This window comes from Streptomyces sp. NPDC037421, assembly GCF_055602105.1.
Window position 1 is genome coordinate 16,353 of sequence record NZ_JBVJWV010000003.1, and the last position, 22,794, is coordinate 39,146.

Genomic DNA, 22,794 nt, shown 5'->3' on the forward strand with positions numbered 1-22,794 from the left:
TTCCTCTTCCCGCCTCGCCGGTGTGCCTACTGTGTCGTCTCGCCGGTGGTGCCGGAAGGGGATACCGGTGGACGGAATATGTCGTGTCCTATCCCGTCCACCGGTGACGGGGAGGCCAGGACGTCCCAGTACTCCGGAACCAGCACCACGCCGCAGGAAGCCATCCGGAAGGACGCCAGCCGGGAATGGGCGGCGAGCGTACGAATGCAGAGCGCTGCGGCCCGGAGTTCCGCGGCGGCCAGGCCGGGTGCGGTGAGGAAGAGGCCGACGACCGGTCCGCCGGGGGCGTCCGGGTGCAGGCTGATGTGTTCCAGGCCGTCGTCGGGGTGGGCGCAGCAGGTGAAGAGAGCTCCCGTCTCCTCGGGCAGCGGCATGTCCGCAGGCCCTTCCAGACGGACATGTACGAGGTGCACGGTTCCCCCTTCGCCTCTCGCGCGTAATTGCGTGCTGTGCCAAGCCGTGCTGTGCCGTGTCTTTGCGTGCCGGGCTCTTCGCGGCACCGGACGTCCGCGGGTGATCCGCCGCGGCACTCGTGGAATCCGTGCGTCTCGTGCCCGTCGCGCCTCTCGTCCCCGCCCCGTGCCCGACCGGACGGATCAGCGCCCGTCGGACGGATCAGCGCCAGGCCTGTGGCGGGGCGCGGCCGGGGTCCAAGTGTCGTGCAGAGTCCGCTGGTTCGGTCCTGCGGAGACGGCAGGGCGCACCACCGGGGTCCCCGTCCTGGTACGCGCGTTGCCGAAGCCGGATATCGGTCAGAGTAGTTGAGGCCCTTCTGGCCACGGGCCCGCGGGCCGGACGTCCACCCGAGGTCCGACTGCCCATTGATACACATCCGACAAAGCCGCGGTGATTCTTTTCCGGACGCAACCGTCACCGGGACGGACCCCGGTGGCTGCTGCCGTGGCCCCAACCGGGCGCGCCAAGAGGCAACCTGACGTCGCCCTGAGTCATCCTCTCAAGCAAGATCACCGATGTCCCTCACGGAACACCGCACCGATCCTTCACCGCCCGTCCACAGACACAATCATCGACCGGGAGTCCCCACCCATGCTGGCTGTGCTTGGTCTTGACACGGATACCGAACGCGTCTATCGCGCCATGCTGGCCCATCCCGACGACGGGATAGCCGCACTGTCCCAGCGCCTCAGCCTGCCGGAGGACACGCTGCGCCACTGCCTCGACCGGCTCAGCTCCCTGGCGCTCGTCCGGCCGTCCGGCCAGGCCGACACCGCGTTCCGGGTGATGGGGCCGGAACAGGCCATGAACCTGCTGCTCGCCCGCCAGCAGGCCGAGCTCGCCGCCCACCAGGAGCGCGTCGAATCCGCTCGGGCCGCAGCCGCGCAACTGGTCGCCGAATGCTCCGCTCTGCGCGGGCCCGCCGCCGGGTTCCGCGCGGAGCAGTTGACCGGCGCGCAGGAGATACGCGCCCGGCTCGCCCGGCTCGCCGCCGGCGTCGAGCACGAGATCATGACCTTCGCTCCGGGCGGCGCGCACACGGAGAGCGACCTCGAGGCCAGCCGCGGGCCGAACGCGGCGCTGCTGGAACGCGGTGTCACCATGCGCACCATCTACCTCGACAGCGTCCGCAACCATCAGCCGACCCTGCGCCACGTCGACTGGCTCCACCAGCACGGCGGCCAGGTCCGTACGGCTCCCAGCCTGCCCATCAGGATGATCATCGCGGACCGGAACGAGGCCGTTCTGCCGATGGACACCGCCGATGCACAGAGCGGCGCCGTGGTCCTCACCGGCCAGGGCATCACCACGGCCCTGTGCGAGCTGTTCGAGAACACCTGGCAGGCCGCCAGCCCGCTGGGCCCCACGGTCGAACGCGACACCAACGGGCTGACCCGCCAGCACCACGAGGCTCTTCGGCTGCTCGCCCAGGGGCTCACCGACCAGGCCATCGCCAAGCGGCTCGGAGTGTCATCCCGTACGGCCCGGCGATTCGCGGCCGAACTGATGGACGCCTTGGGGGCGCGCAGCCGGTTCGCGGCGGGCGTCCACGCGGTCCAGAACGGCTGGCTCTCCCCGAACCGCACCTGACCCGGCCCGGCCCGGGGCCGCGACCCGCCTCCCTTCGCCTTCCGGGCGCAGAGGGGCGCGGGGGCCCGTTCCTGCCCCCGATGTGATCCATGGGGTCCCCCTGGGGGTGCGCGAATTCCGTGGAATCCTTCCCGCGCCATCCGTGCGGTCCCATCTGCGTGATCCCCTTGGGGCGATTTCCCGCCGCGCGATTCCCGCCGGCGTGATTCTCGCGTTCGGAAGGTTCCCGCGCGCGGCGGAGCGGTCATGGTGCGGCTTCTCGCTGGTTAAAGGTTCATCCACTCCAGTCGACTCTGTCCGATTTGGTCCGATGTACCGCTGGCCCATGAAGGCCATGGCCGCTACCGTCCAGATCGAAACGGTTGCCCCGGGGTCACTTCCCGTCCCATCGTGTTCTGCGTGTACGGCGCCACGAATTCCGTGAAGAACGGAAGTCCGCGGCGCATCGATGTCGCCATCGCGCCTCGATTCCATTACACGACTTCGGAATCCGAAGAATCCAGAACGCTCGGAAGAGGCGGTTGGCCCGAATGACGAAGGACATCACCACAGCGCCGCCCGTCCAGCCTTCGCCCCTGGCGCTCCGCGTTTTCCTCGGCGGTCAGAGCGTGTCCCTGATGGGCGACGGCCTCGCGATCCTGGCGATCCCGCTGCTCGTCCTCGAGGTCAGCGGGTCCCCGTACGCCGCGGTGCTGGCCGCCATCCCCCGGACCGTCGGATATCTGCTCGTCGGCCTGCCCGCCGGGGCCCTGGTGGACCGGCTGAACCCCCGCAACGTCATGCTGGCCATGGACGCCGTCCGGTTCGGGGTCTTCCTCACCCTCGCCCTGCTCGCGGCCACCTCGCAGCTGCGCGTCCCGGTGATCCTCGCCCTGGCCTTCGTGGCGGCGGGGGCCGGCGTCTTCTTCGAGACCGCGCTGACGGTGGCGGTGCGGGACCTGGTCGCGGAGGAACGGCTCGTACGCACGAACTCGCTGCTGGAAGCGGCGAATCAGGGCGCACAGATCGTGGGGCCCGGTCTGGTCGGTGTGCTGTCGGCGCTCTGGGGCCTCCAGGTGGCCCTGGTGGTCAACGCCTGCACGTTCGCCGTGTCCTTCGCCACCGTCCTGCACGCCCTGCGCGGCAGGAAGCGTACGAACCGGGCCCCCTCCCCGCCGTTGAAGGAAGCGCTGCGCGGGGTGGGCGGGGACCTGGCCGAGGGGTTCCGCTGCCTGCGGTCCCTGCGCGTCGTCCTCGTGGTCACCTGCCTCCAGGCGAGCGCCAACCTGTTCCTCGCCGTCGGCTACCTGCTGGTGTTCTACCTGCGCGACACCCTCCACCTCAGCACCTCCGCGGCGAGTGCCGTCGTCGCTGCGGGCGGTGTGGGCGGGGTGCTCGGGGCGGCGGTGGCGGTCCGGCTCGGCGCCAGGATGCGGCACGAAACGCTCATCGCGCTCAGCGCGGCCGGTCTGGGCGTGGCGCTGGCCTCGCTCGGGGTGGCGACGTCACTGGTTCCGCTGCTGCTGCTGAACCTGCTGCTGGGCTGTTCCACGGTGACCGCGGTGGTGCTGATCCGCTCCCTGCGTCAACACCGTGTGCCCCGCCCCCTGTTGGGCCGGGTGACCGCCACGGCCAAGGTGGCCGCGCTGGCGGCCAGCCCGGTCGGTGCGCTCGCCGGCGGCGCGCTGACCACGATGAACCACGGCGACCCCCGGCCGGTGTTCATGGCAGCCGGCGTACTCAGTGTCCTGACGACCGCTGCTGCCTGGACGTTCGGCCTTCGGGGCGGCACGCACCGTCCACCCGACCCGGCGTAGCGGCCGGGCACGGACCGGCGACCCGCCACCTCTGCCACACCTGACACCTCTGCCACATCCACCATGCCCGGCACATCCGCCACGCCCGGCCTGGAGAAATGCCGTTCACCCGCCGCGGAGAACTCCGCCACACCCGTCATCGAGACCAGCGAAACCAGGGAGACGCCGTGACCAACGGCATCACACAGCACTACCTCGCCACCGTCGACCACCGCTCCACCGGCGAGGCGATCCACAAGGCCGTCGACTCGCAACTCCTCAGCACCGCTTACGGCGGAGCGTTCCTCAACCGGCCTCTCTTCCTCGAACACGCGCAGCAGGAAGGCCTGGGGCGCGACCTGTCGGCCCTGTTCCGGCTGCTCACCACCCTTCCCGACCGGGTGGCGGACGGTGACCTCGGCCGCTACTGCGAACTCGTGGGGATGACCCGCTCGCAGACCGACGCCGTACGCCGGACGGCCGGCGCAGACCCCGTACCGCTGGGGCGGGCCGACCTCTACCACGACGGCGACGGGTTCCGGCTCCTGGAGTTCAACCTCAGCAGCGCTCTCGGCGGTTTCGAGAACGCCGAGATCAACCGGGCGCTGCTCGACGTCCCCGCGGTGGCCGACTTCACGCAGCGCGAGCGCCTGCGGTACGCCGACACGCTGGGCGAGATCGTCCGCGTCATGCTCGATTCCGCCCGCGCGCCCTGGTGGGGCGACCGGCCGTTCGTCGCGATCGTCGACACGCCCGGCAGCTTCGCGGATCTGGAAGGCAGGCTCGGCTTCATGGCCCGGCTGCTGGCGGACCACGGTGTCGACGCGGTGGCCTGCCACACGGGTCAGCTGAAGGAGGAGGGCGGACGGCTGTTCGCCGACGGTCGCCCCGTCGACATCGTCTACCGGTTCTTCATCATCGAGGACCTGCTGGAGGAGCAGGGTGAGATCGACCTCATCGACCCGATCCTGCGCTGCCACGAAGCCGGGGGCGTCACCGTGTTCGCCCCGCTCGACACCGAGATGTACGGGAACAAGCGGGCCCTCGCGCTCCTCGGCGAGGAGCAGGTCAGGGCGACCCTGTCCGACGAGGACCGGGAACTCGTCGACCGCTTCGTCCCCTGGACGAGACGCCTGCGGCGCGGGCAGGTCGAGGTGGCAGGGGAACACGTCGATCTGGAGTCCTACTGCCTGGACAACCAGGCGTCCCTCGTGCTCAAGCCCAGTCTCCTGCACGGCGGCGCGGGTGTCGCCACCGGCTGGTCGATGAGCCCGGCGCAGTGGCGCGAAGCGCTCGACGACGCCTTCCGGAACCCGTTCGTCGTACAGCGCAGGGTGGCACCCGCCCCCGAGCCCTTCCCGGACCAGGGGGAGACCGTGTCGCAGGTGCTGAACTGGGGCGTCTTCATGGCCGGTGACCACTACGCGGGGTCCGTGGTGCGCGGGGTGGGCGACCCGGACGTGAGCGTGGTCAGCATGGGGGCGGGAGCGCGGGTCGGCTGCTGCTTCCACCGCGAGGACGAGAGCGGTGCAGTGTGACGCCGCCCGCCGGCGCCACGGCCCCCGAGGCCGGTGCTCCGGAAGCCGGCCCTCGCGAAGGGGACGTCCGCGAAACCGGTGCTCCAGAGGCCGGGGCTGCTGAGGTCGGTGCTCCTGAGTCCGGGGCTTCCGGGAGAAGGGCTGCCGAGAGCGCGGACATGGCCGGGGCACTCGGTGAACTCACCCTGCGTCTGGTGGACATACCGTCCGAGAGCGGCGACGAGTCGGCGATCGCCGACTTCGTGGAAGAACGGCTGCGGAAGCTGGACCACCTGGAGGTCGTCCGGCTGGGCCACTGCGTCATCGCCCGCAGCGACCGCGGTCGCCCCGCACGGGTCCTGCTCGCCGGGCACCTGGACACCGTGCCCGCGACGGCGCCGCCCCAGCCCGCGGCGCTCGACGGCGACGAGGTGACCGGCCGGGGCGCCGTCGACATGAAGGGCGGCCTCGCGGTGCTGCTCGCACTCGCCGAGCACGCCGTGGCCGAGGCCCGGTACGACTGCACTCTGGTCTTCTACGACCGTGAGGAGTCCGGCAGCCACCTCAGCGGCATGCACCACCTCGCCGCCGGCCACCCCGAACTGCTCCGGGCCGACGCGGCGGTCGTCCTGGAGCCGACCGGAGGCTGGGTGGAACCCGGTTGCCAGGGGAGCCTGCGCGTCCGTGCGTCCTTCCCCGGGCGCGCCGCACACACCGCCCGCCCCTGGCAGGGGACGAACGCGGTGGAGTGGGCCCTGCCCGCCCTGGCACGCTGCGCGGACCACCAGCCGCAGCACGTGACGCTGGACGGCCTGACCTATCCGCAGGCGCTGCAGATCGTGGGCGTCGAGGCGGGCGGCGACAGCAATGTGGTGCCCGACCGCTGCGTGGTGCATGTCAACTCCCGCTACGCCCCGAACCGCAGCCGCGAGGAGGCCTTCGCGGAGGTGGAGAAACTGCTCGGCCCGGAGGCCGAGGAACTCGTGGTCACGCTGGACTCGCCCGCCGCCCATCCTTCCCTGGAGCATCCGGTGCTGCGTCGGCTGAGCACCCTGGCCGAGGGCAGGGTGCGGCCGAAACTCGGCTGGACCGACGCCGGCCGGCTCGCACAGCTCGGCGTCCCCGCGGCGAACTTCGGCCCCGGAGACCCCGAGCTGGCACACGGCCCCGACGAACGCGTCAGCCGCCGGGAACTCTTCGAGGTCTTCCACCTACTGAAGCAGGTGCTCAGCTCATGACGGCGCCCACACTCGCCCAGCTCGGCCGGCAGCCCGTCCAGCGCGCCTCCCGCGTCCTGGTGACCGATGTGACCCTGCGCGACGGCGGTTACCTGAACGGCCACACCTGGACGGACGAGCAGGCGCACGCGGTCGTCCGCGCCGTCGCCGCATGCGGAGTCCCCCGCATCGAGGTCGGCTACACGGCGGGCTTCGCCCCGGAGGCCAGGCGCACCCGGGAAGCACCGGGCACCCGAGGCGGCGGTCTCCCCTCGGCGGAACTGCTCGGCGCCCTCGCCGACGCGGCCTCGCCCGCCACCGTCCTGATGATGGTGAAACCCTTCGCCGGCGCCCCGGACTGGAACGCCCTGACCGCCTGCGGCGTGGGAGGGGTGCGTTTCCCGCTCCCCGTGACCCGCGTCGACGAGGCAGCAGCGCTGCTGGCCGGGGCTCGGGAGGCAGGGCTGGAGGCGGTCGTCAACCTGATCCGGGTGAGCGCCCACCCCCTCGACCTGACGGTGGCAGCCGCCGTCCGCGCCACCGAGCTGGGGGCGCAGGCGCTGTACGTCGCCGACTCCAACGGCAGCCTCACCCCCGACGCCGTAGGGGAGTTGATGCGTGCGCTGCACTCGTCGGTGCCGGTTCCGCTCGGTTTCCACGCCCACGACAACCTGCGGCTCGCCTTCGCCAACACCCTGGCCGCGCTCGCGGCAGGCGCCGTACACGTGGACGCCTCCTTCGCCGGCCTCGGCAAGGGCGGCGGAAACCTCGTACTGGAACTGCTGCTCGGCGCCCTGCGGTCGGTCGGCCGTGACGACCTCACGCTCCGGCCGCTGGCCCCTCTCGCGCAGATCCTGGACGCGGAGACGGCAGTGAAGCGCAGCCAGGAGCCGGGCGCGTGGGCCGCCGGCCTGCTCGACCTGGACATGGAGCGCGCGGCCCCCGTCTTCGGCCTGCCGCTCGACGAGGTCCTGGCCTTCGTCGATTCCCCGGCGGCGCGCCGGGAGCCCGGGCGCGTCCCTCACCTCAGTACCTTCCCGACCCCCGACCCTTCCCCCGTATCGGAGTTGACATGACCGGTTTTGTGGACGACCTCGACCAGATGATCCGCGCGCGGCGCAAGATGACCAGCCCGCTGTACCGAACGATCCTGGAGGGCCGGGCGTCGCAGCCGCTCCTCGCCGGATTCGTACGCCACCGCTGGCCGATCAAGAACATGTGGACCCGCAACATCCTGGGCATCGCCTCCGGCGTCGAGGACTACCGGCTGCGCGCCTCCCTCGTGGAGAACGTGTACGAGGAGGAGACGGGCGCCCTCAGTCGCAGCAAGCGCCACCTGGAGACGTTCGCCGACTTCGGCGTCGCGGTGGGTGTGGATCGCGACTCGCTCACCACGGACGACCCCCGGCCGGAGACCAGGGCCGTGATCGACCACAACATCTCGGTGTGCAACTCCTCCGAAGCGCACTTCACGGCAGGCGTCGCCTCCGTGCTGCTGCTCATGGAGGGCCAGCCGCCCATCGTCGACGAGCAGGGCGGCAGCATGCTCGCGGTGATGCGCGACGTGTACCAACTCCCCTCCAGCGGGCTGGAGTTCTTCGTGCATCATGCCTCCGCCGACGAGGGGGCGGACGGGGTGAGCGAGCTGGAGGACGAGCACGCCGAGGCGGCACGCGAGCTGCTGCGCCGCTACTGCACGACCGACGCGCTGCGCGAAGCGGCGCGTGACGCACTGGCGCGGGCACTCGAACTGCGCCACCGGCACTTCGACATGATCCTCGCGACGTCGTACGACCCTGCCGAGCGGCCCTTCCGATACGAAGCGGACGCCGCGCATGCCACCGTCTGACGCGCTGCCCGGCGCCCCGCAAGGCGCCCCGCCCTCGGACACGGTCTACCACGCCGGGCGCCTGGTCCCCGCCCACGAGGCGACCCTGCGGGTGGACAGCATGGCCCTGCGCTACGGGCTGTCCGTCTTCGAGGGCGTCCGGGTCTACCGCCTGGACGGCGGCGGGGTCCGCCCCTGGCTGCTGCCCCAGCACCTCGACCGGCTGCGCGCGTCCCTGTCCGCCATGCTGCTGCCCGACCCGGGGGTCGACGAGATCCCCGGCGTCATCGCGGAACTCATCGCCCGCAACGGCATCACGGACGACGCCTACTGCCGGATCAGCGTCAGCGCAGAAGGGCCGGGACTGATCGGTGACGAGGTCGCAGGGGTGCTGAGCGTCACCCTGCGTCCCATGGGCCGCAAACGCTGGCTCAGCGGCGCCGACGGCATGCGGCTCGGTGTGAGCGGGTGGCAGCGGCCGTCCGCCGCCGTACTGCCGACGCACGCCAAAAGCATCGCCCAGTACGCCGGTTCACGCATCGCCCTGGCCGAGGCGAAGGCCGCGGGGTACGACGGGTGCCTGCTGACCACGCCCGAGGGCAAGGTGGCCGAGGCTCCGACCGCGACCCTGTGCGCGGTGCACGGCGGCGCGCTCAGTACGCCGCCGCTCACCGACGGCGTGCTGCCCGGGGTGACACGGGCCTGGGTCCTCGCCGCGTGCCGCGACCTGGGGATCGCGGCGCAGCCGCGCAGCACGGACGTGGCGCGGCTGCGCGCGGCGGACGAGGTGTTCCTGTGCGGCACGGGCCTGGAGTTCGCCCCGGTGCGCGCACTCGACTCGGTGACCGTGCCGGACTGGTCGAGCCGCCCGGTCATGTCCCGGCTGGCCGAGAAGTATTTCGCCGAGGCCCGGGGCGAGACCCGGGCCACCGAGGTGCGCTGGAGTTCCGTTGATTGACTGGATCCGGACGGGTACGGCGACGGCTGAGCTGGCGAGGGACCCGCAACACGCCTTGGCCGTCACCGCCGAGGAGGTGGCGGCCGGGCCGCCGCTGCGCAACCGGCACTTCCCCCTGTCGCCGACCGCCCTCTTCCTGGAAGGGCCCCGCGCGCGAGCGCACGCATCGCGGGTCGAGTCCTATGTCGCCCTGCTGGACAAGGTGCTCGCCCTGTACCGGTCGGACTCGCGAACGCGCGCGTTCTTCGGCCTCTCCGCCGCCGCCGAGCGGCTGATACTCGCGGGTGAGGAGTCTTTGGACCGGGTCACGGTCGCGCGGATCGACGGCTATCTGGACCTGGTGTCCGACCGGCTGCGCGTCCTGGAGAACAACGCGGACGCTCCGGCCGGAGCCGTCTTCACCCCCCGCATCAACACCGCTGTGGCCGTCGTCCACCGCAGGCTGGGGCTGGACGGGGGCGCCGACGGCGCGTACCCCTTCCGCGACGACCGCGCCTTCGCCTCGCTGCTCCTGGAGGAGGCCCGGCGCCACGCCTCCTCCGTGGCGGCCCCCCGGATCGCGGTGCTGCAGCCCCGGGACGCCGTCGGCGTCGAATCCGCCGAGCTGGTCGCGCAGTTGTGCTCCCTGGGTGCCACCGCGTTCCTGGCCGACCCCCGGGACCTGGAGGTGAGCGGCCGACAGGTGTGCTTCGCCGGCCGCCAGGCAGACCTGTGCTGGAACAAGGTGAACACCGTGCTGTGGCAGCGGCTCGTGGAGTCGTCGCCCGCCCTGGTCGACCTCTGGTGCCGGGCGCTGGCCTCCGAGCGGTTCCTGCACCTCAACTCCATGGCGTCCCGCTACGTGGCGGAGAACAAGGTGGCCCTCGCCCTGGTGCAGACCCCGGGCTTCGCGGAGCACTTCGACACCGCGGAACGGGCCCTGGTGGCGGAACTCCTCCCGTGGTCCCGCTCCCTGCGCGCCCGCACCGACCTGCCGGACGAGGCGGAGATCCGCGCCCGCGCCCCGGAGTTCGTCATCAAGGAGCCCTACGACATCAGGGGCGACGGGGTCCTGGTGGGCCGCTCGGCCCGCGCGGACGACTGGGCCGCGGCCGTCGCGCGCGGCGGGCGGGAAGGGTTCCTCCTCCAGGAGTACGTGCCCCCGGTCGGCCTCCCCGTCCTGTGCGAGGACGGCAGGACCGTACCCATGGCCGTCAGCCTGGACTCGTTCGTCTGGGCGGGTCGTTTTGTCGGATTCGGGTCCAAGGCGTCGACCTCGGACCGGGTGAACGTGTTCCAGGGCGGACGGAAGCTGTCAGTACGAGTGTCAGGAGACCTGCCATGACCAGAGCCGCAGAAGCAAGGGCGGTCGCGGAGGCCGCGGAAGCCGCAGCAGCCGAATCCGGCACGGCGGTACCGGCCGGCCTCGCCGCCGCCGACACCGCGGCGGTCAGCGACGCCCTGGACATGCTGGGGCTCGACGGCTGCCTTCCGGGCCTGCGCCATCTGTCGGGCCACGGTTTCGTGGCCGGGCCCGCCTTCACGCTTCGCTACGAGCCCGTGGACGAGGGCGAGCCGGGGCCCGCCGGCGACTTCCTCGACGACGTGCCCCCGGGGTCCGTCGTCGTCATCGCCAACGAGGGCCGGACCGGGGCCACGGTCTGGGGCGACGTCCTGAGCCGCGTCGCCCGGCACCGTGCGGTGGCGGGGACCGTCATCGACGGTGTGTGCCGGGACATCGGCGGCTCCCGCGCGGTGGGGTACCCGGTGTGGGCGCGGGGCGTCTTCATGCGCTCGGGGAAGAACCGCGTACGGCTGCGCGCGGTGGGTTCCACCGTCGAGGTCTGCGGCGTCACAGTCGCGCACGGGGATCTGGTCTGCGCGGACGAGTCGGGTGTGGTCGTGGTGGACCGACAGCAAGGCGAGCGGGTCGCGGAGTTGGTGGCGGACATCAGGGACCGCGAGGAGCGGATCGTCACCGCCGCGCTGGCGGGCCGTTCGCTGGCCGCCGCCCGAAGGGAGTTCGGGTACCACGGGCTGGCCCGGCCAGTGGAGAGCAAGCCCCGTCACCCGTGAGAAGCGGGCCCGACAACCGTGACAAGCAAGCCCCAACAGGAGAGAGTCCATGATCATTCATGACCTTGTCGTGCACCCGCGCCGCGTACCGCTGCGCGTCCCGTACAGGTCGGTGGTGCGCGGCACCGTCCACGAGGCCCGGGTCACCCTGGTCGAGCTCGTTTACGGGGACGGGCGCTCCGCGTGGGGCGAGGCAGTGTCCATGCCCGCGGTGACCGGTGAGACGCCCGAGAGCGCGGCGGCGCTACTGCACGGCCCGCTGCGCGAGGCCGTCGTCGGCCGGCGGGTCGAGGACCTGGGGGAGAACTGCGCCCGGGTCGACCGCTGTGCGGCGGGCAACGGTGGGGCGAAGGCCGGGGTGGAGATCGCCCTGCACGACGCCTTCGCCCAGATGCTCGAGATCCCGGTGTTCCGTCTGCTGGGCGGATCGCAGAAGGAGTTGGAGACCAGCATCACGGTGGGGCTCGGCACGGCCGACGACATGGCCGAGCGGGCGCACGAACTGGTGGCGGACGGCTTCACCGCCCTGAAGCTGAAGGTCGGTCACGCCGTCGAACTCGACGTCCGGCGCGTCGAGGCGGTACGGCAGGCGGTGGGCCCCGACGTCCGGCTGCGCCTGGACGCCAACCAGGGCTGGACCGCCAAGCAGGCCGTGCGGGCGGTCCGGCGGCTGGAGGACGGCGGCGCGGACATCGAGCTGATCGAACAGCCGGTCGCGGCCCGGGACCTCGGCGCGCTCCGTTTCGTACGGGAGCGCGTCGCCACCCCGGTGGTCGCCGACGAGAGCGTGCTGACCGCGCGGGACGCCCTGGAGGTCGTCCGGCACGAGGCCGCCGACGTGCTGAGCGTGAAGCTGCAGGAATGCGGCGGCATCCGCAACGTGCTCCGGATCATCTCCATCGCCGAGGCGGCCGGTCTGGGCTGCATGGTGGGCTGCTCCCTGGAGACGGAGATCTCCGTCACCGCCGCCGCGAGCGTGGTGTCTGCGCGCTCCGCGGTCACGTACGTCGACCTGGACGCGCCCCTGTGGCTGGGCGCCTCCCCGGTGCGTGGCGGGGTCACCTACCGGGGGCCGGCCCTGGACCTTCCGACAGGGCCTGGCCTGGGCGTGAGCGGGCTTCTGCCGCCCCCGCGGAACTGACCTCGCCCGCGCCCCCCTCCACCACCACCACCACCCAGCCCCTTCCCTCCCTCCAGACCAAGGAGAAACTTCATGGCGCGGCTTCTGATGCTCGGTGCGGGCATCGACATCTACCGCAAGTACATCCTGGAAACCCTGCATGCCCGCGGGGACGAGGTGGCACTGATCGACACCGTGCCGCGGCCTTGGACCGAGCCCTTCGTCCGCGCGGGCGTCAAGGTGGATCTGCGGGACCGGGACGCGGTCGGCGAGGCGGCTCTGTCGCTGCACAGGGACGCGCCCTTCGACGGCGTACTGACGTACGACGAGGCGCAGGTGGAGCTGACGGCGTATGTCGCGGCACTGCTGGGGCTGCCCGGGCTGTCGCCCGAGGCGGCGGCGCGGTGCCGGGACAAGCGGGCGATGCGGGCCGCCTTCGAGGCCGCCGGTGTGCCGTCGGCCCGCAGCGTGCTCGTCCACGACGCGGAGGGCGCCGCGGCCGCCGCCGCAGGACTCGGCTACCCGGTGGTGGTCAAGCCCCGCAACCTGGGCGGCAGCATCGGGGTCGTCCGCGCCGACGACGAGCGCGAACTGCGGGCGGTGTTCAAGGTCGCGGCGGAGGCCGGATTCGGGCGCATCGACCCGGAGCCGGGGGTGCTGGTCGAGCAGTACCTCGACGGACCGGAGTACAGCGTGGAGTCCGTCGTCAGGGACGGCCAGGTGCTCGTCTGCGGGATCACGGACAAGACGGTGGGGTTCGCGCCCTACTTCGAGGAGCTGGGGCACGTCTGCCGGGCTCCGGGGACAGGGCCCCACGACCAGCGGCTCATCGATACGGCGGTAGCCGCCCACCGGGCCCTCGGCATCACCGTCGGCGCCACCCACAGCGAACTCAGGATGACCGCGGACGGACCTCGGATGATCGAGGTGGCGGCGCGGCTCGGCGGAGACCAGATCCCGTACGTCCACCGGCTGGCCTCGGGCGTCGACATGGTCGCCCTCACCGTGGAGGCGCTGACCGGCGGTGCTCGGACGGAGAGCGCCCGGACGCAGAGTGCCCTGGCCGGGGCGGACGCGGACCTCTGGGAGGACACCGACCACGGCCGGGTCCGCCCGGGAGTCGCCGGCATCCGGATGCTCTACCCGCAGCACGACGGTGTGGTCCGCGCGCTGCGGGCACCCGAACCGGCCGGTCACCTCTGGCACGAGATGGTCTGGCACGTGGAGGAAGGGCGGCACGTCCAGCTGCCCCCGCGCGGCTTCCTCAGCAGGCTGGGCCACGTCATCGCGCGGGCGGACGACGAACGGGAGCTGCGGGTGCGTCTCGACGCCGCCGTCGCGTCCCTGCGTATCGAGATCGAGGCGACAAAGGGTGTGGACCTCACCCACACTGCCGTCCAAGCACCGCCGTCGGAGGCGCTTTCGACCCCGGAACCGGCGCTGCCAAGAATGCCGCCTTTGATGCACTCTGACGATGCGTGCTGACTCCGCGCCGGCAGCCGCGTTCATCGAAGCGGGAGAAGGGCAGCCCCAGGGGGATGTGGGCTGCCCGTTGGGCCCCTGCCCGGCCGCCTTCGGCGACCTAGATGTATCCCTCGCGCAGCGCGTAGGCCACCGCGTGGGCCCGGTTGCGCAGTTGGAGGCGGGTCGTCACGGTGTGGAGTACGTTTTTGACCGTTCGCTCCGAGTAGGCCAGCTTGGCCGCGATCTCTCCGGTGTCCAGGCCGTCCGCCACCAGCCGCAGGACATCGGCTTCCCGCCGTACCATCCCCATCGTGGCCGGAGCCGAGCCCGGTGCGCCGGGCGCGCTGTTCTGGAGACGTCCCATGTGGGCGAGGAGCTTGCCCAGAAGATCAGCGGGGAAGTCGCCGTCTCCCCGTTCCGCGGCGAGGACGGCTTGGAGCAGGCGTGCGCCGGTGGCCTCACGGCGCCAGAGAATCGAGGTCACGCCGGAGGCGACCACATCGAACAGTTCCGCTTCTCTCAGCCGGTCCACGACCAGGACGACCCGGACGGCCTCGGCGCGGACGAGCCGGCGCAGGTTCAACAGAACGGCTTCGTCCACCGAGTCGGCGAGCAGCAGTGCGACCTGGCTGGGCTCTTGCTGCGCGTCGTCCGCGAGCGCTATCTCCGGGTACGGACGGAGCTCGCTCACGACTCCGGCCCGGGAAATCGGGTCAGGGGCATGAATGACAACCGGAACCCGACGAAACGTGCTGGTTCCGTCGACGCACTGCATCACAGTTCAGATCTCCTTGTTTGCGTAGCGGACCCGAAGGAACGGACCCGTGCGACCGGGGCGGCCACCGAGCGCGCCGCAGCGCCATGGGCCTTCACTCTCCTGCACAGGGCCGTGGCGTGACCATCGTGGGCGCCCACGAGATCGAAACCACGAGGATGTGAAGTCCGGTGGAGCCAGAAGATGTTGACGCGCCGTCCGGACCACGGTCGGCGTCCCCGCCTGTGGTCGTGTCCGCTTCGGCCGTCCAGCACTCGTGGCACAGGCATCTCATGCCACGGAAGGCGTCGTCCCGGCCCGCACGGCTGGCCGATGATGTATTCCCGGCATAAGCGACATTTCTGAAGGAGATGCAGATCACACGCCTGCCGGGAGGGGCCTGAAATCGCCATAGCCCGTTTTTGCGTCCGGCGAAGTGGTACACAATGGCCTCTCCTCACTACGCACCGCACCGTAATGTCCAGGAGCCCCTCGCATGATCGCCAGTTCGTCCCGGGCGCCCGCCCCCGCTCAGCCCGGCGCGTTGTGGGAGCGGGCGGAGCCGCTGAGGGGGGCCAGGGCGGGGGTCGACCGGGCACGGTCGGGCGCCGGTGAACTGCTGGTGGTCCGAGGCGCTACCGGAACCGGCCGCACCGCTTTGTTGGAGGAACTCTCCAGGGGGGCGGCGCTGCGGGGGACGACGGTACTGATCGCCCGATGCTCCGATCAGGAATCGGACGCCGACTTCGGTGCGGTTCTCCAGCTGTTCGACGACCTCCTCCACGGGAAATCGGTCGTGCCGCCGACGGCGGGAGGCGCTCAGTGGGACGGCTCGCTGTACGGGGCGGATCTGCCGTCCCGGCTGTGGAGCCTGCTCCGTACGAAGGCGGCGGAGGGTCCCGTCCTGCTCGCCGTGGACGACATCCACCTGGCCGACGAGCCGTCGCGTCGCTGGCTCGCCCAAGTGGCGCGGCGGCTGGACAAGCTGCCGGTCCTGCTGGCGGTGACGGAACGCTGGCAGTACGACCTCGTCCCGCCGAAGCCCGCCTTCGCCGACCCCGGTGGCAGGCCGACGGACGGACACTGGACGCTGAGGCCCCTCGGTCCGGCGGCCTCCATCGGTGTGGTCCGCGCGGCGCTGGGCGACCACGTACCGCAGGCTCTGGCCGAGGACTGCGTCCAGGCCTGTGCCGGCAATCCGATGCTGCTGCACGCGCTGCTCACCGATCTGACGGAGATCACCGGCGGCGGTCCGCTCCCGCCCAGGCTCCCGGAGAGCTGTGCCGAGCTCCATCACGGTGCCTTCACCGGCGCGGTGTCCCGGTGGTTGCACAGTGCGGGCGCCGAGACGGCGGCCGCCGCCCAGGCGTTCGCCGAACTCCAGGAGGTGGAAGACGCCCTCGGGCTCCTTCCTCAGGTGGCCGGATCAGACCCGGCCCGACTCTGCGGATGGACCGGGGACCTCATCCGGCAGGGTCTCCTGCGGGCTACCGCGACGGAGGGCCGTCCGGTGTTCGCCCACCCGCTGTTGCGCGAGGCGATACGGGACTCCCAGCACCGGGACCACCGGACGGACGTCCACCGTCGCACCGCTGAACTGTTGCACCACCGGGGTGACCCGGAGGAGACGGTGGCGCGCCATCTGCTGCCGATCAGGGCCGTAGGCGAGCCTTGGGCCGCTGACGTGCTGCTCACCGCCGCCACCCAGGCGGTCCGCAGCGCGCGGATCGATGACGCGATCGCCCTTCTGCGGCGGGCGCTCGAAGAACCACTGCCCGCCCGCCGCCGGGTCGAGGCCCTCTCGGAGCTCGGCTGTCTGGAAGTGCAGGGCGAGCGCTCCTCCGGGGTGCGCCACCTCGCCGAGGCGCTGCGCCTGGAGCAGCACGTGGGAGGAAAGGTCCACGCCGCCACCGCGCTGAGCGCCGCCCTGGTGGCCCAGGGCGAGGTCCGTCTCGCCCTCGCCGTGCTCCGGGACCTCGCCGAGGAGGCCGACTCCACGGGCTTGGCGGACGCGCTCCAAGCGGCGACCGCCCTGGTCTCCTCGCACGAGGGCAGCAGTTGGCTGCAGGTGGTGGCCGAACTCAAACGGATCGAGGACCAGTCGCCCGGCACGATGGCCCCCACGGCTCATGCGCTGCTCACCGAATACGGCGCGACCGCCGGACACCTGTCGGCGGCCGAGGTCATGGAACGGGTCCGGTCGCTGACGGCTGAAGTGCTGGATCCGCTGACCGAGCCGTACCTCCTCGCGTCCACCGCCTCGCTGGCGCAGTGGGCCGATGAGCTCCCCGAGGCCAGCCGGCTGGTGGCACGCGGACTCGCCGACGACCGGATGCCGAAGCTGCACCCCGGACGGCAGTGTCTGCTGAGCGTCCAGGCCGAGATTGCGGTGATGCGGGGCCAGTACGGCGAACTGCTGGCCGACACGACGCTATGGGGCACGCGCTGGGGACAGCGCGTCGAGCCGGTGCCCGACAACGCCCACCTCAGTGCCCAGGCCCTCATCGCGCTGACGGAGACCGGGCGGCTGTCCGAGGCCCAGCGGCTCGCCGAAGCCGTCGCCCTGGGCGGAGCGAACGGGTCCTGGGAATGGAGCGAGTTCCTCTACGCGCGGGGTCTGCTCCGCCTCGCGTCAGAGGATCCCGGCGGAGCGCTCGCCGACTTCCTGGAGTGCGGCGTCCGTCAGTCCGCCCGCCAGGTGGAGAGCCCGGTCGTCACTCCGTGGCGCTCCGCCGCCGCCGACTGCCACGTCGCGCTGGGTTCGGCGGAGAACGCGGTCCCGCTCGCCACGGAGGAACTGCGGCTGGCCCGGACATGGGGAACGCCTCGCGCCGTGGGCCGGGCGATGCGCGCCCTCGGCGCATCCCTCGGCGGACGGCAGGGTCTGGAACTTGCCGAACAGGCGGTGGAAACGCTGCGGGACACAACTGAACCGCTTCCCGAACTGGTTCCCGCCCTCCTGTCGCTCGGGCAGGCGCTCCAGGGCTCCGGACAGCGACAGCGGGCCCGTGAAGTGTTGCGTGAGGCCGCCCAGCGGGCCGAGCGCGTGGGAGCGGTCCGGCTGCACCTGATCGCGCAGGAAGCCCTGCGTCGCTGTGGAGCCCGTCCGCAACGGGCGAGCCAGACCGGGGCCATGGCACTCACCTCCAGCGAACGCCGCATCGCCCTGCTGGTCGTGGCCGGGCACAGTAACAGTGAGATCGCCGCGCTGCTGCACTTGGCTGTCCGCACGGTGGAGACACATCTGACGCACAGCTACCAGAAACTCGGTATCCGCGGCCGGGCGGAGCTGGCTGTCGCCCTCATGGATGCCGCGTAGGTGCGCAGAGCCGCACAGCGCGCGATCAGTGACTCCTTGCTCCTCCGGCCCGGGGCTGGTCCGGCGGGGCTCATACGGTGCCCTCGCCGGTACCCGGCCTTTCGGTGGGTACCGGCGAGGGCACGGAGCCGTTTACAGGGCGGAGATCACGGCCAGAAGGATCAGACCGACCCAGGACATGCCGGCCCCGAAGACCGCCTTGCCTTCGTGCTCGCCCAGCGTCGACCAGTTGCCGGTGCTGTGGAGGCCGCCGTCGTGGCCGAGCTGGAAGTGGTTGCCGGTGGTGGGGGAGGGCAGGGCCTTGGCGGGCTTGTGGCCGGTGTCGGAGGGGTCGTATCCGACGTGCCGGCTGCTGCCGTCGTGGATGAGTTCGACGCCGGGCACGCCGTCCTTGACCTTGCAGACCATACGGAAGTCCTGGCTCAGATCGCCCGGCGTCGAGGGCCGCAGCATCACGTCGCTGCCGTCGTTGACCGTGAGGACGTCCCCGGTCCCGGGGTTGCCGATCCTGACGGTGTCGTCGCATTTGGGCCCGGCGGTTTCGCTGTCCGCGGGCGGCTCGGCGTTGGCCTGGATGGGGAACGGGTACGAGACGGCGATGTGGTCGGAGGTGACCCCGGTGGTGTGCCCGGTGGTGATGACATCGGTGCCGGGGGCGCCGATCATGTAGTCGATTTCCTGGCCGGTCGTGGGATAGGTGGCTTGGTTGACGGGGTTGAGGACGGCGTTGACGCCGCCCACCCCCATTCCGTTGCTGAGGGCGTTCAGCGGCGTGCCGGCGGGGGGCCGGGGGAAGTCCCAGTGGTGGAGGACCGGCTGGGGTTCGCGCCGTTCGGGCTCGCGGTTCCAGTCACCCGCCACGTACCAGGGGGTGGTGCTGGGCGTGCGCGCCCGCATCGCCGCGTCGATCCCGTTGATCAGCCCCGGGCCGTCCCCGCCGCGCGAGGTGCCCGAGCGGGCGTGCACGGTGAAGAGGAAGTCAGCTCCGGTGCCGAGCTGGATGCCGAAGCTCGGCCGCCCGCCCTGGGTGTGGTTGTCGACGATGACATGGTCGGTGGCCCGGATGTTCGAGGCGATGGCGAGGTTGACCCGGTTGCCCTGGGGGTCGGTGATCATGTGGTAGATCCAGATCGGGCGGCCCGGCCGGCTCGTCGTACCGCCGCCGGTCCACAGGTACTCCTGGATGACGTGGGCGCTGCCCGGCTGGGTGAGGAGCCTTTCGGGCCTGGAGTTGGGCGGAACGGTGCCCGCCTCCTGGAGTGCCACGGCGTGATGGGAGCCGAGGAGCTGCGTGAAGACGCCGCTGGTCCACTTGCTCTCGTCGTTCAGACTCGACCCCTGCATGTTCCAGGTGGCCACGCCCTGCCGGAAGTTCCGCTGGAAGAGGTGGACGGGTACGCCCGGGTTCACCACCGGGGCCGTGCCCTTGTACTCCCGGAGGAAGAGCGAGGTCCGCCCGTCCCGTTTGACGTCGTTGACCCCGTGCCCGCCGAAGTACGGGACCTTCTCGCTTCCGGCCCAGTCGAGGATGGGGCTGCCTCCCTCGTCCTGCAGGTGGTGGTAGACCGAGGCCTTGGAACCGTCGGAGCCGAACTGGTAGATCACGTACGGGTTGTCGTACGGCTGGTACGGCGAGAAGGGGCCGCCGGCGGTGGTCTGCTTCAGCAGGGTGTTCCGGAAGAAGACGTTCTGGGGGCCGGAGGAACCCGACCACTTGACCGCCTTGGACCCGGCGCTCCAGTACACCGGCCACCAGGTGCCGGCCTCGGTGCTGCCGCCCTCACCTCCGCAGTTGACCGTGCAGTTGCCCGGCGCGTGGCCGTACGGGACGCGGACCGTGTTGTTCTCGAACAGGTTGCGGCGCTCCCAGCCGCCGTGCAGGTTGAGGTCGGAGTCCACGTCGTTGCCGATGGCCACGTTGTTCGAGGCGGACCACTGGAAGGTGAAATGACGCAGGTTCCGTGTGGTGTTGTATGCGTATACGGAGTCCCACACGCGTGATCCGCGGAGGTAGCCGTTGCCGCCCTTGCCCTTGTTCCAGGAGCCGTCGAGGTGGTTGCGCTCGATCTGGATGTTCTTGGCGACCTCGGTGACGATCGGATGCGATCCGGTCATGTCGGCGCGGATGCCGCGTACCCACGAGTCGGCGGCCCACTTGAAGACGATGCCGTGCATCGCGTACTCGGGCGCGATGTTGCCGTAGTTGTTGACGGCCTGGGCCGGGGTGACGGAGTAGGAGCCGCTGCCGTCGAGCTTCGGGAGCCCGTTGAGGTCCTGGGTGAAGGAGAAGTTCTCGAAGCCGACGTTCGTCACCATGCGCAGCGGGGTGACCTTGCTCGGGTAGGGCGCCGTTCCGATCGGGGACGAACCGTCCGAGGTGGAGTCGAGCGGGAGGTCGAACTCCAGGGGCTTGTCGATCCGGACGGTCTTCGCGCCGGCGTCGACGGCGGCGATGGTGAACACCTGCTGGCGCATGTGCAGGTCGTCCAACGGGGCGCGCTCGGTGTCGATCGCCTGGCGGCGGTAGAATTCGACACTGTTCGCGGCGCCGACCCAGAGGTGGCCGCCCGGCTTGAACGCGGTCATGTCCGCCGCACTGTGGAGCCGGATGAGGGAACCGCCCTCGCGGGCCGCGAACCGTTCGTCTCCTGGTGCGCCGGCGAGGAGGACGCCGGACTCCCAGTGCTGGTTGACCGAGCCTTCGAAGATGTCACGACGGTTCTCGGGGAGTGCGGAGATGTTCCCGCACATCCGGGTGTGCTTGGCGGAGACTTCCCGGGTCTGTACCCGGAACAGTCCCCGGCCCGGCCAGATCCAGCCGCCCGTGCCGACGATCTCGCCGATCTTGCCCGGACAGGTGTGGGACATGCCGGGTGCGTTCCACTGGGCCTTGTTCGGGTCCAGCTTGTCGTACCGGGTGTTCACGTCAGGCCTGAAGACGAGCCGTGTCCCGGTGGCGGGATCGGCGCCCGCACCCCTGATCACCAGATGGGAGGCGTCGACCGAGAGCTGCTTGCGGACCTCCAGAACGCCCGCGGGCAGCTGGAGCAGGGAGAGGCGGTGGGGCCCCGCCCCTGGGCCGCACCGGGTGCGGATGTCATCGATGGCCCGCTGGATGCCGGCCGTGTCGTCGGCACCGTCACCGGCCCGGACGGCGTACGACGACGCCAGCAGATCGGGCCCGATGCGGCAGGCCGGATCGCGGTTCAGGTCCTTGTCGGACGGCAGGGGCTGCCCTGCCTGGTAGCCCGCCCGGCTCCAGTCCGGCATCCCGGGCATCGGCGTGCGCCGGTTCAGGTCCGACAGGGACCAGTCCTGTCCTTCGGCCGCTGCAGGGGTGGCGCCCAACTGGACGGCGGGACGCGCGGGTGTGGCCGCGCTCACGGCTGAGGACCTGTCGCCGACCGCCGGTGAGAGGGCGGTCACGGCGGACACGAGGGCGGCCAGTACGGCCAGCGCGGGGACACGGCGCTTTCTTCGCACCGTGGGCGTAGGTGGGGGTGGAGGGGTGGAGACAGCTGCCATGGACGTACTCCTCATAGCAAGAACGGGCGCGCACCCACTGGAGGAGCGAGCTTGAGCGCCTTACGGACGGGGGAAAGCGGTAGCGCTGACTGCGGCGACGGGCGTGGCAGCTGCTGCGCCTGCCCGCACGGCCTCGGCAGGTAGCCGCAGGCCGTCTGGCAGGCTGACGCGCAGCCGATCGATTCGCACCCGGCGCACCGCCGGAGGCGAGCCGGTGCCCCGGCCGCACCGCGACCGGTGCGGCCGCCGCAGGAGCGCGGCTCAGCCGGGCTTCCGGGCCTCGATGAGCGTGCGGGAGGCGTGGACGAGGAACGAGCCGTCGGCCTGGATTCGTTCGTGCAGCTGCCGCAGCCGGTCGCGATGGCCTTCGACGGTGAACCCGGGCACCGTCCACACCACTTTCCGCAGGAAGAACACCAGCGCGCCGATGTCGAAGAACTCCATCCGCAGCTGCCGCTCGATCCGTACGTCGACGATCTCCAGGCCGGCCTCCCGGGCTCCGGCGCTCTTGTCGACGGGCCGGCGCTGCTTGAGCTCTCTGGCCTGCGAACCGAGGAAGTGCTCCACCAGTTCGGGAGTGGTGGCGGGGCCCACGTGCTGCGCGAGATACGTCCCGCCGGGTCGCAGTACGCGGACGATCTCCGGCCAGCACACGCTGGCGGGGTGACGGCTGGTCACCAGGTCGAAGGCCGCGTCTGCGAACGGCAGGGCGGCTTCGTCCGGGACCGCCACCAGGACGGCGCCGCGCGGGTGCAGCAGACGGGCGGCTTTGGCGATGTTCGGCGGCCAGGACTCCGTGGCGGCCATCACCGGCGGGAACGTCGGGGCTTCGGCCAGGACCTCCCCGCCGCCGGTCTGGAGGTCCAGCGCGGCCGACGCGGTCGCCAGCCGCCGGCTCATGAGCCGCTGGTACCCCCACGAGGGGCGCTCCTCGGATGCCCGCCCCTCCAGCCAGGAGAAGTCCCAGCCTTCCACGGAGGCCGACCCGGCCTCGGCGACGAGTTCGTCGAAGGTGCGTGACATGGGATCCTCGATTCGGGTGGATGCGGAGCCGCGTGGCGTGTGGCGTGCGACGAACGGGTCCCGACAGGTCGGGAAGCGGGGGGGGGGGGGGGGGGGGGGGGGGGGGGGGGGGGGGGGGGGGGGGAGAGAGGAGAGGGGGGGCGGCTCCCCCCTCCTTTTCCTTCCCTCCGGCGTGGGTGTGGGGTTGTGGGGC

16 protein-coding genes are annotated in these 22,794 nt (G+C 71.4%); 12 read left to right on the top strand and 4 right to left on the bottom strand.

Features of this window, described 5'->3' with window-relative positions; all coding sequences use genetic code 11:
* Window positions 1-26: 26 nt before the first annotated feature.
* Window positions 27-413, bottom strand: a complete 387-nt coding sequence (locus ACZ7IF_RS05660; RefSeq protein WP_470963567.1) for a hypothetical protein — start codon at window positions 411-413, stop codon at window positions 27-29.
* Between the two features lie 685 nt (window positions 414-1,098).
* On the opposite strand from ACZ7IF_RS05660, the gene ACZ7IF_RS05665 reads away from it, so the two are divergent.
* From ACZ7IF_RS05665 to ACZ7IF_RS05715, 11 genes are all read left to right on the top strand, one after another.
* A complete protein-coding gene (locus tag ACZ7IF_RS05665; RefSeq protein WP_470963570.1) occupies window positions 1,099-2,046 on the top strand; it encodes a helix-turn-helix transcriptional regulator in 948 nt (315 codons plus the stop codon).
* Between the two features lie 530 nt (window positions 2,047-2,576).
* Entirely contained in the window at window positions 2,577-3,842 is a 1,266-nt protein-coding gene (locus ACZ7IF_RS05670) for an MFS transporter (RefSeq protein ID WP_470963573.1), read from the top strand.
* A 167-nt stretch (window positions 3,843-4,009) separates the two neighbouring features.
* On the top strand, window positions 4,010-5,359 hold the full coding sequence (locus ACZ7IF_RS05675) for a hypothetical protein (protein WP_470963576.1): 1,350 nt from the start codon (window positions 4,010-4,012) through the stop codon (window positions 5,357-5,359).
* Window positions 5,360-5,517: 158 nt separating this feature from the next.
* A complete protein-coding gene (gene dapE / locus ACZ7IF_RS05680) occupies window positions 5,518-6,576 on the top strand; it encodes a succinyl-diaminopimelate desuccinylase (RefSeq protein WP_470963579.1) in 1,059 nt (352 codons plus the stop codon).
* A complete protein-coding gene (locus ACZ7IF_RS05685) occupies window positions 6,573-7,631 on the top strand; it encodes a beta/alpha barrel domain-containing protein (RefSeq protein ID WP_470963582.1) in 1,059 nt (352 codons plus the stop codon). The genes dapE and ACZ7IF_RS05685 overlap by 4 nt, the downstream gene beginning before the upstream one ends.
* Complete coding sequence (locus ACZ7IF_RS05690) at window positions 7,628-8,404, top strand: TenA family transcriptional regulator (RefSeq protein WP_470963585.1); 777 nt, start codon at window positions 7,628-7,630, stop codon at window positions 8,402-8,404. Before ACZ7IF_RS05685 ends, ACZ7IF_RS05690 begins: the two co-directional genes overlap by 4 nt.
* The gene (locus tag ACZ7IF_RS05695; RefSeq protein ID WP_470963588.1) at window positions 8,391-9,341 is read left to right on the top strand and encodes an aminotransferase class IV; all 951 of its coding nucleotides are present in this window, start codon (window positions 8,391-8,393) and stop codon (window positions 9,339-9,341) included. The genes ACZ7IF_RS05690 and ACZ7IF_RS05695 overlap by 14 nt, the downstream gene beginning before the upstream one ends.
* Entirely contained in the window at window positions 9,334-10,665 is a 1,332-nt protein-coding gene (locus tag ACZ7IF_RS05700) for a hypothetical protein (RefSeq protein WP_470963591.1), read from the top strand. Before ACZ7IF_RS05695 ends, ACZ7IF_RS05700 begins: the two co-directional genes overlap by 8 nt.
* Window positions 10,662-11,396, top strand: a complete 735-nt coding sequence (locus tag ACZ7IF_RS05705) for an RraA family protein (RefSeq protein WP_470963594.1) — start codon at window positions 10,662-10,664, stop codon at window positions 11,394-11,396. Before ACZ7IF_RS05700 ends, ACZ7IF_RS05705 begins: the two co-directional genes overlap by 4 nt.
* Before the next feature lie 49 nt (window positions 11,397-11,445).
* A complete protein-coding gene (locus tag ACZ7IF_RS05710) occupies window positions 11,446-12,537 on the top strand; it encodes a dipeptide epimerase (RefSeq protein WP_470963597.1) in 1,092 nt (363 codons plus the stop codon).
* Between the two features lie 72 nt (window positions 12,538-12,609).
* On the top strand, window positions 12,610-14,001 hold the full coding sequence (locus ACZ7IF_RS05715; protein WP_470963600.1) for an ATP-grasp domain-containing protein: 1,392 nt from the start codon (window positions 12,610-12,612) through the stop codon (window positions 13,999-14,001).
* 97 nt (window positions 14,002-14,098) lie between these two features.
* On the opposite strand, the gene ACZ7IF_RS05720 is transcribed toward ACZ7IF_RS05715, so the two are convergent.
* A complete protein-coding gene (locus tag ACZ7IF_RS05720) occupies window positions 14,099-14,755 on the bottom strand; it encodes a helix-turn-helix transcriptional regulator (RefSeq protein ID WP_470963603.1) in 657 nt (218 codons plus the stop codon).
* 475 nt (window positions 14,756-15,230) lie between these two features.
* On the opposite strand from ACZ7IF_RS05720, the gene ACZ7IF_RS05725 reads away from it, so the two are divergent.
* The gene (locus ACZ7IF_RS05725) at window positions 15,231-18,053 is read left to right on the top strand and encodes an AAA family ATPase (RefSeq protein WP_470963607.1); all 2,823 of its coding nucleotides are present in this window, start codon (window positions 15,231-15,233) and stop codon (window positions 18,051-18,053) included.
* Window positions 18,054-18,185: 132 nt separating this feature from the next.
* Here the strand turns inward: ACZ7IF_RS05725 and ACZ7IF_RS05730 are convergent, their stop codons facing one another.
* Both ACZ7IF_RS05730 and ACZ7IF_RS05735 read right to left on the bottom strand, forming a co-directional pair.
* Window positions 18,186-21,578 carry an exonuclease/endonuclease/phosphatase family protein gene (locus ACZ7IF_RS05730; protein WP_470963610.1) on the bottom strand — a complete coding sequence of 1,131 codons (3,393 nt, stop codon included), beginning with the start codon at window positions 21,576-21,578 and terminating at the stop codon, window positions 18,186-18,188.
* Window positions 21,579-21,839: 261 nt separating this feature from the next.
* Window positions 21,840-22,601: a class I SAM-dependent methyltransferase gene (locus tag ACZ7IF_RS05735; protein WP_470963613.1), complete on the bottom strand. Its 762-nt coding sequence runs from the start codon at window positions 22,599-22,601 to the stop codon at window positions 21,840-21,842.
* Window positions 22,602-22,794: the final 193 nt, after the last annotated feature.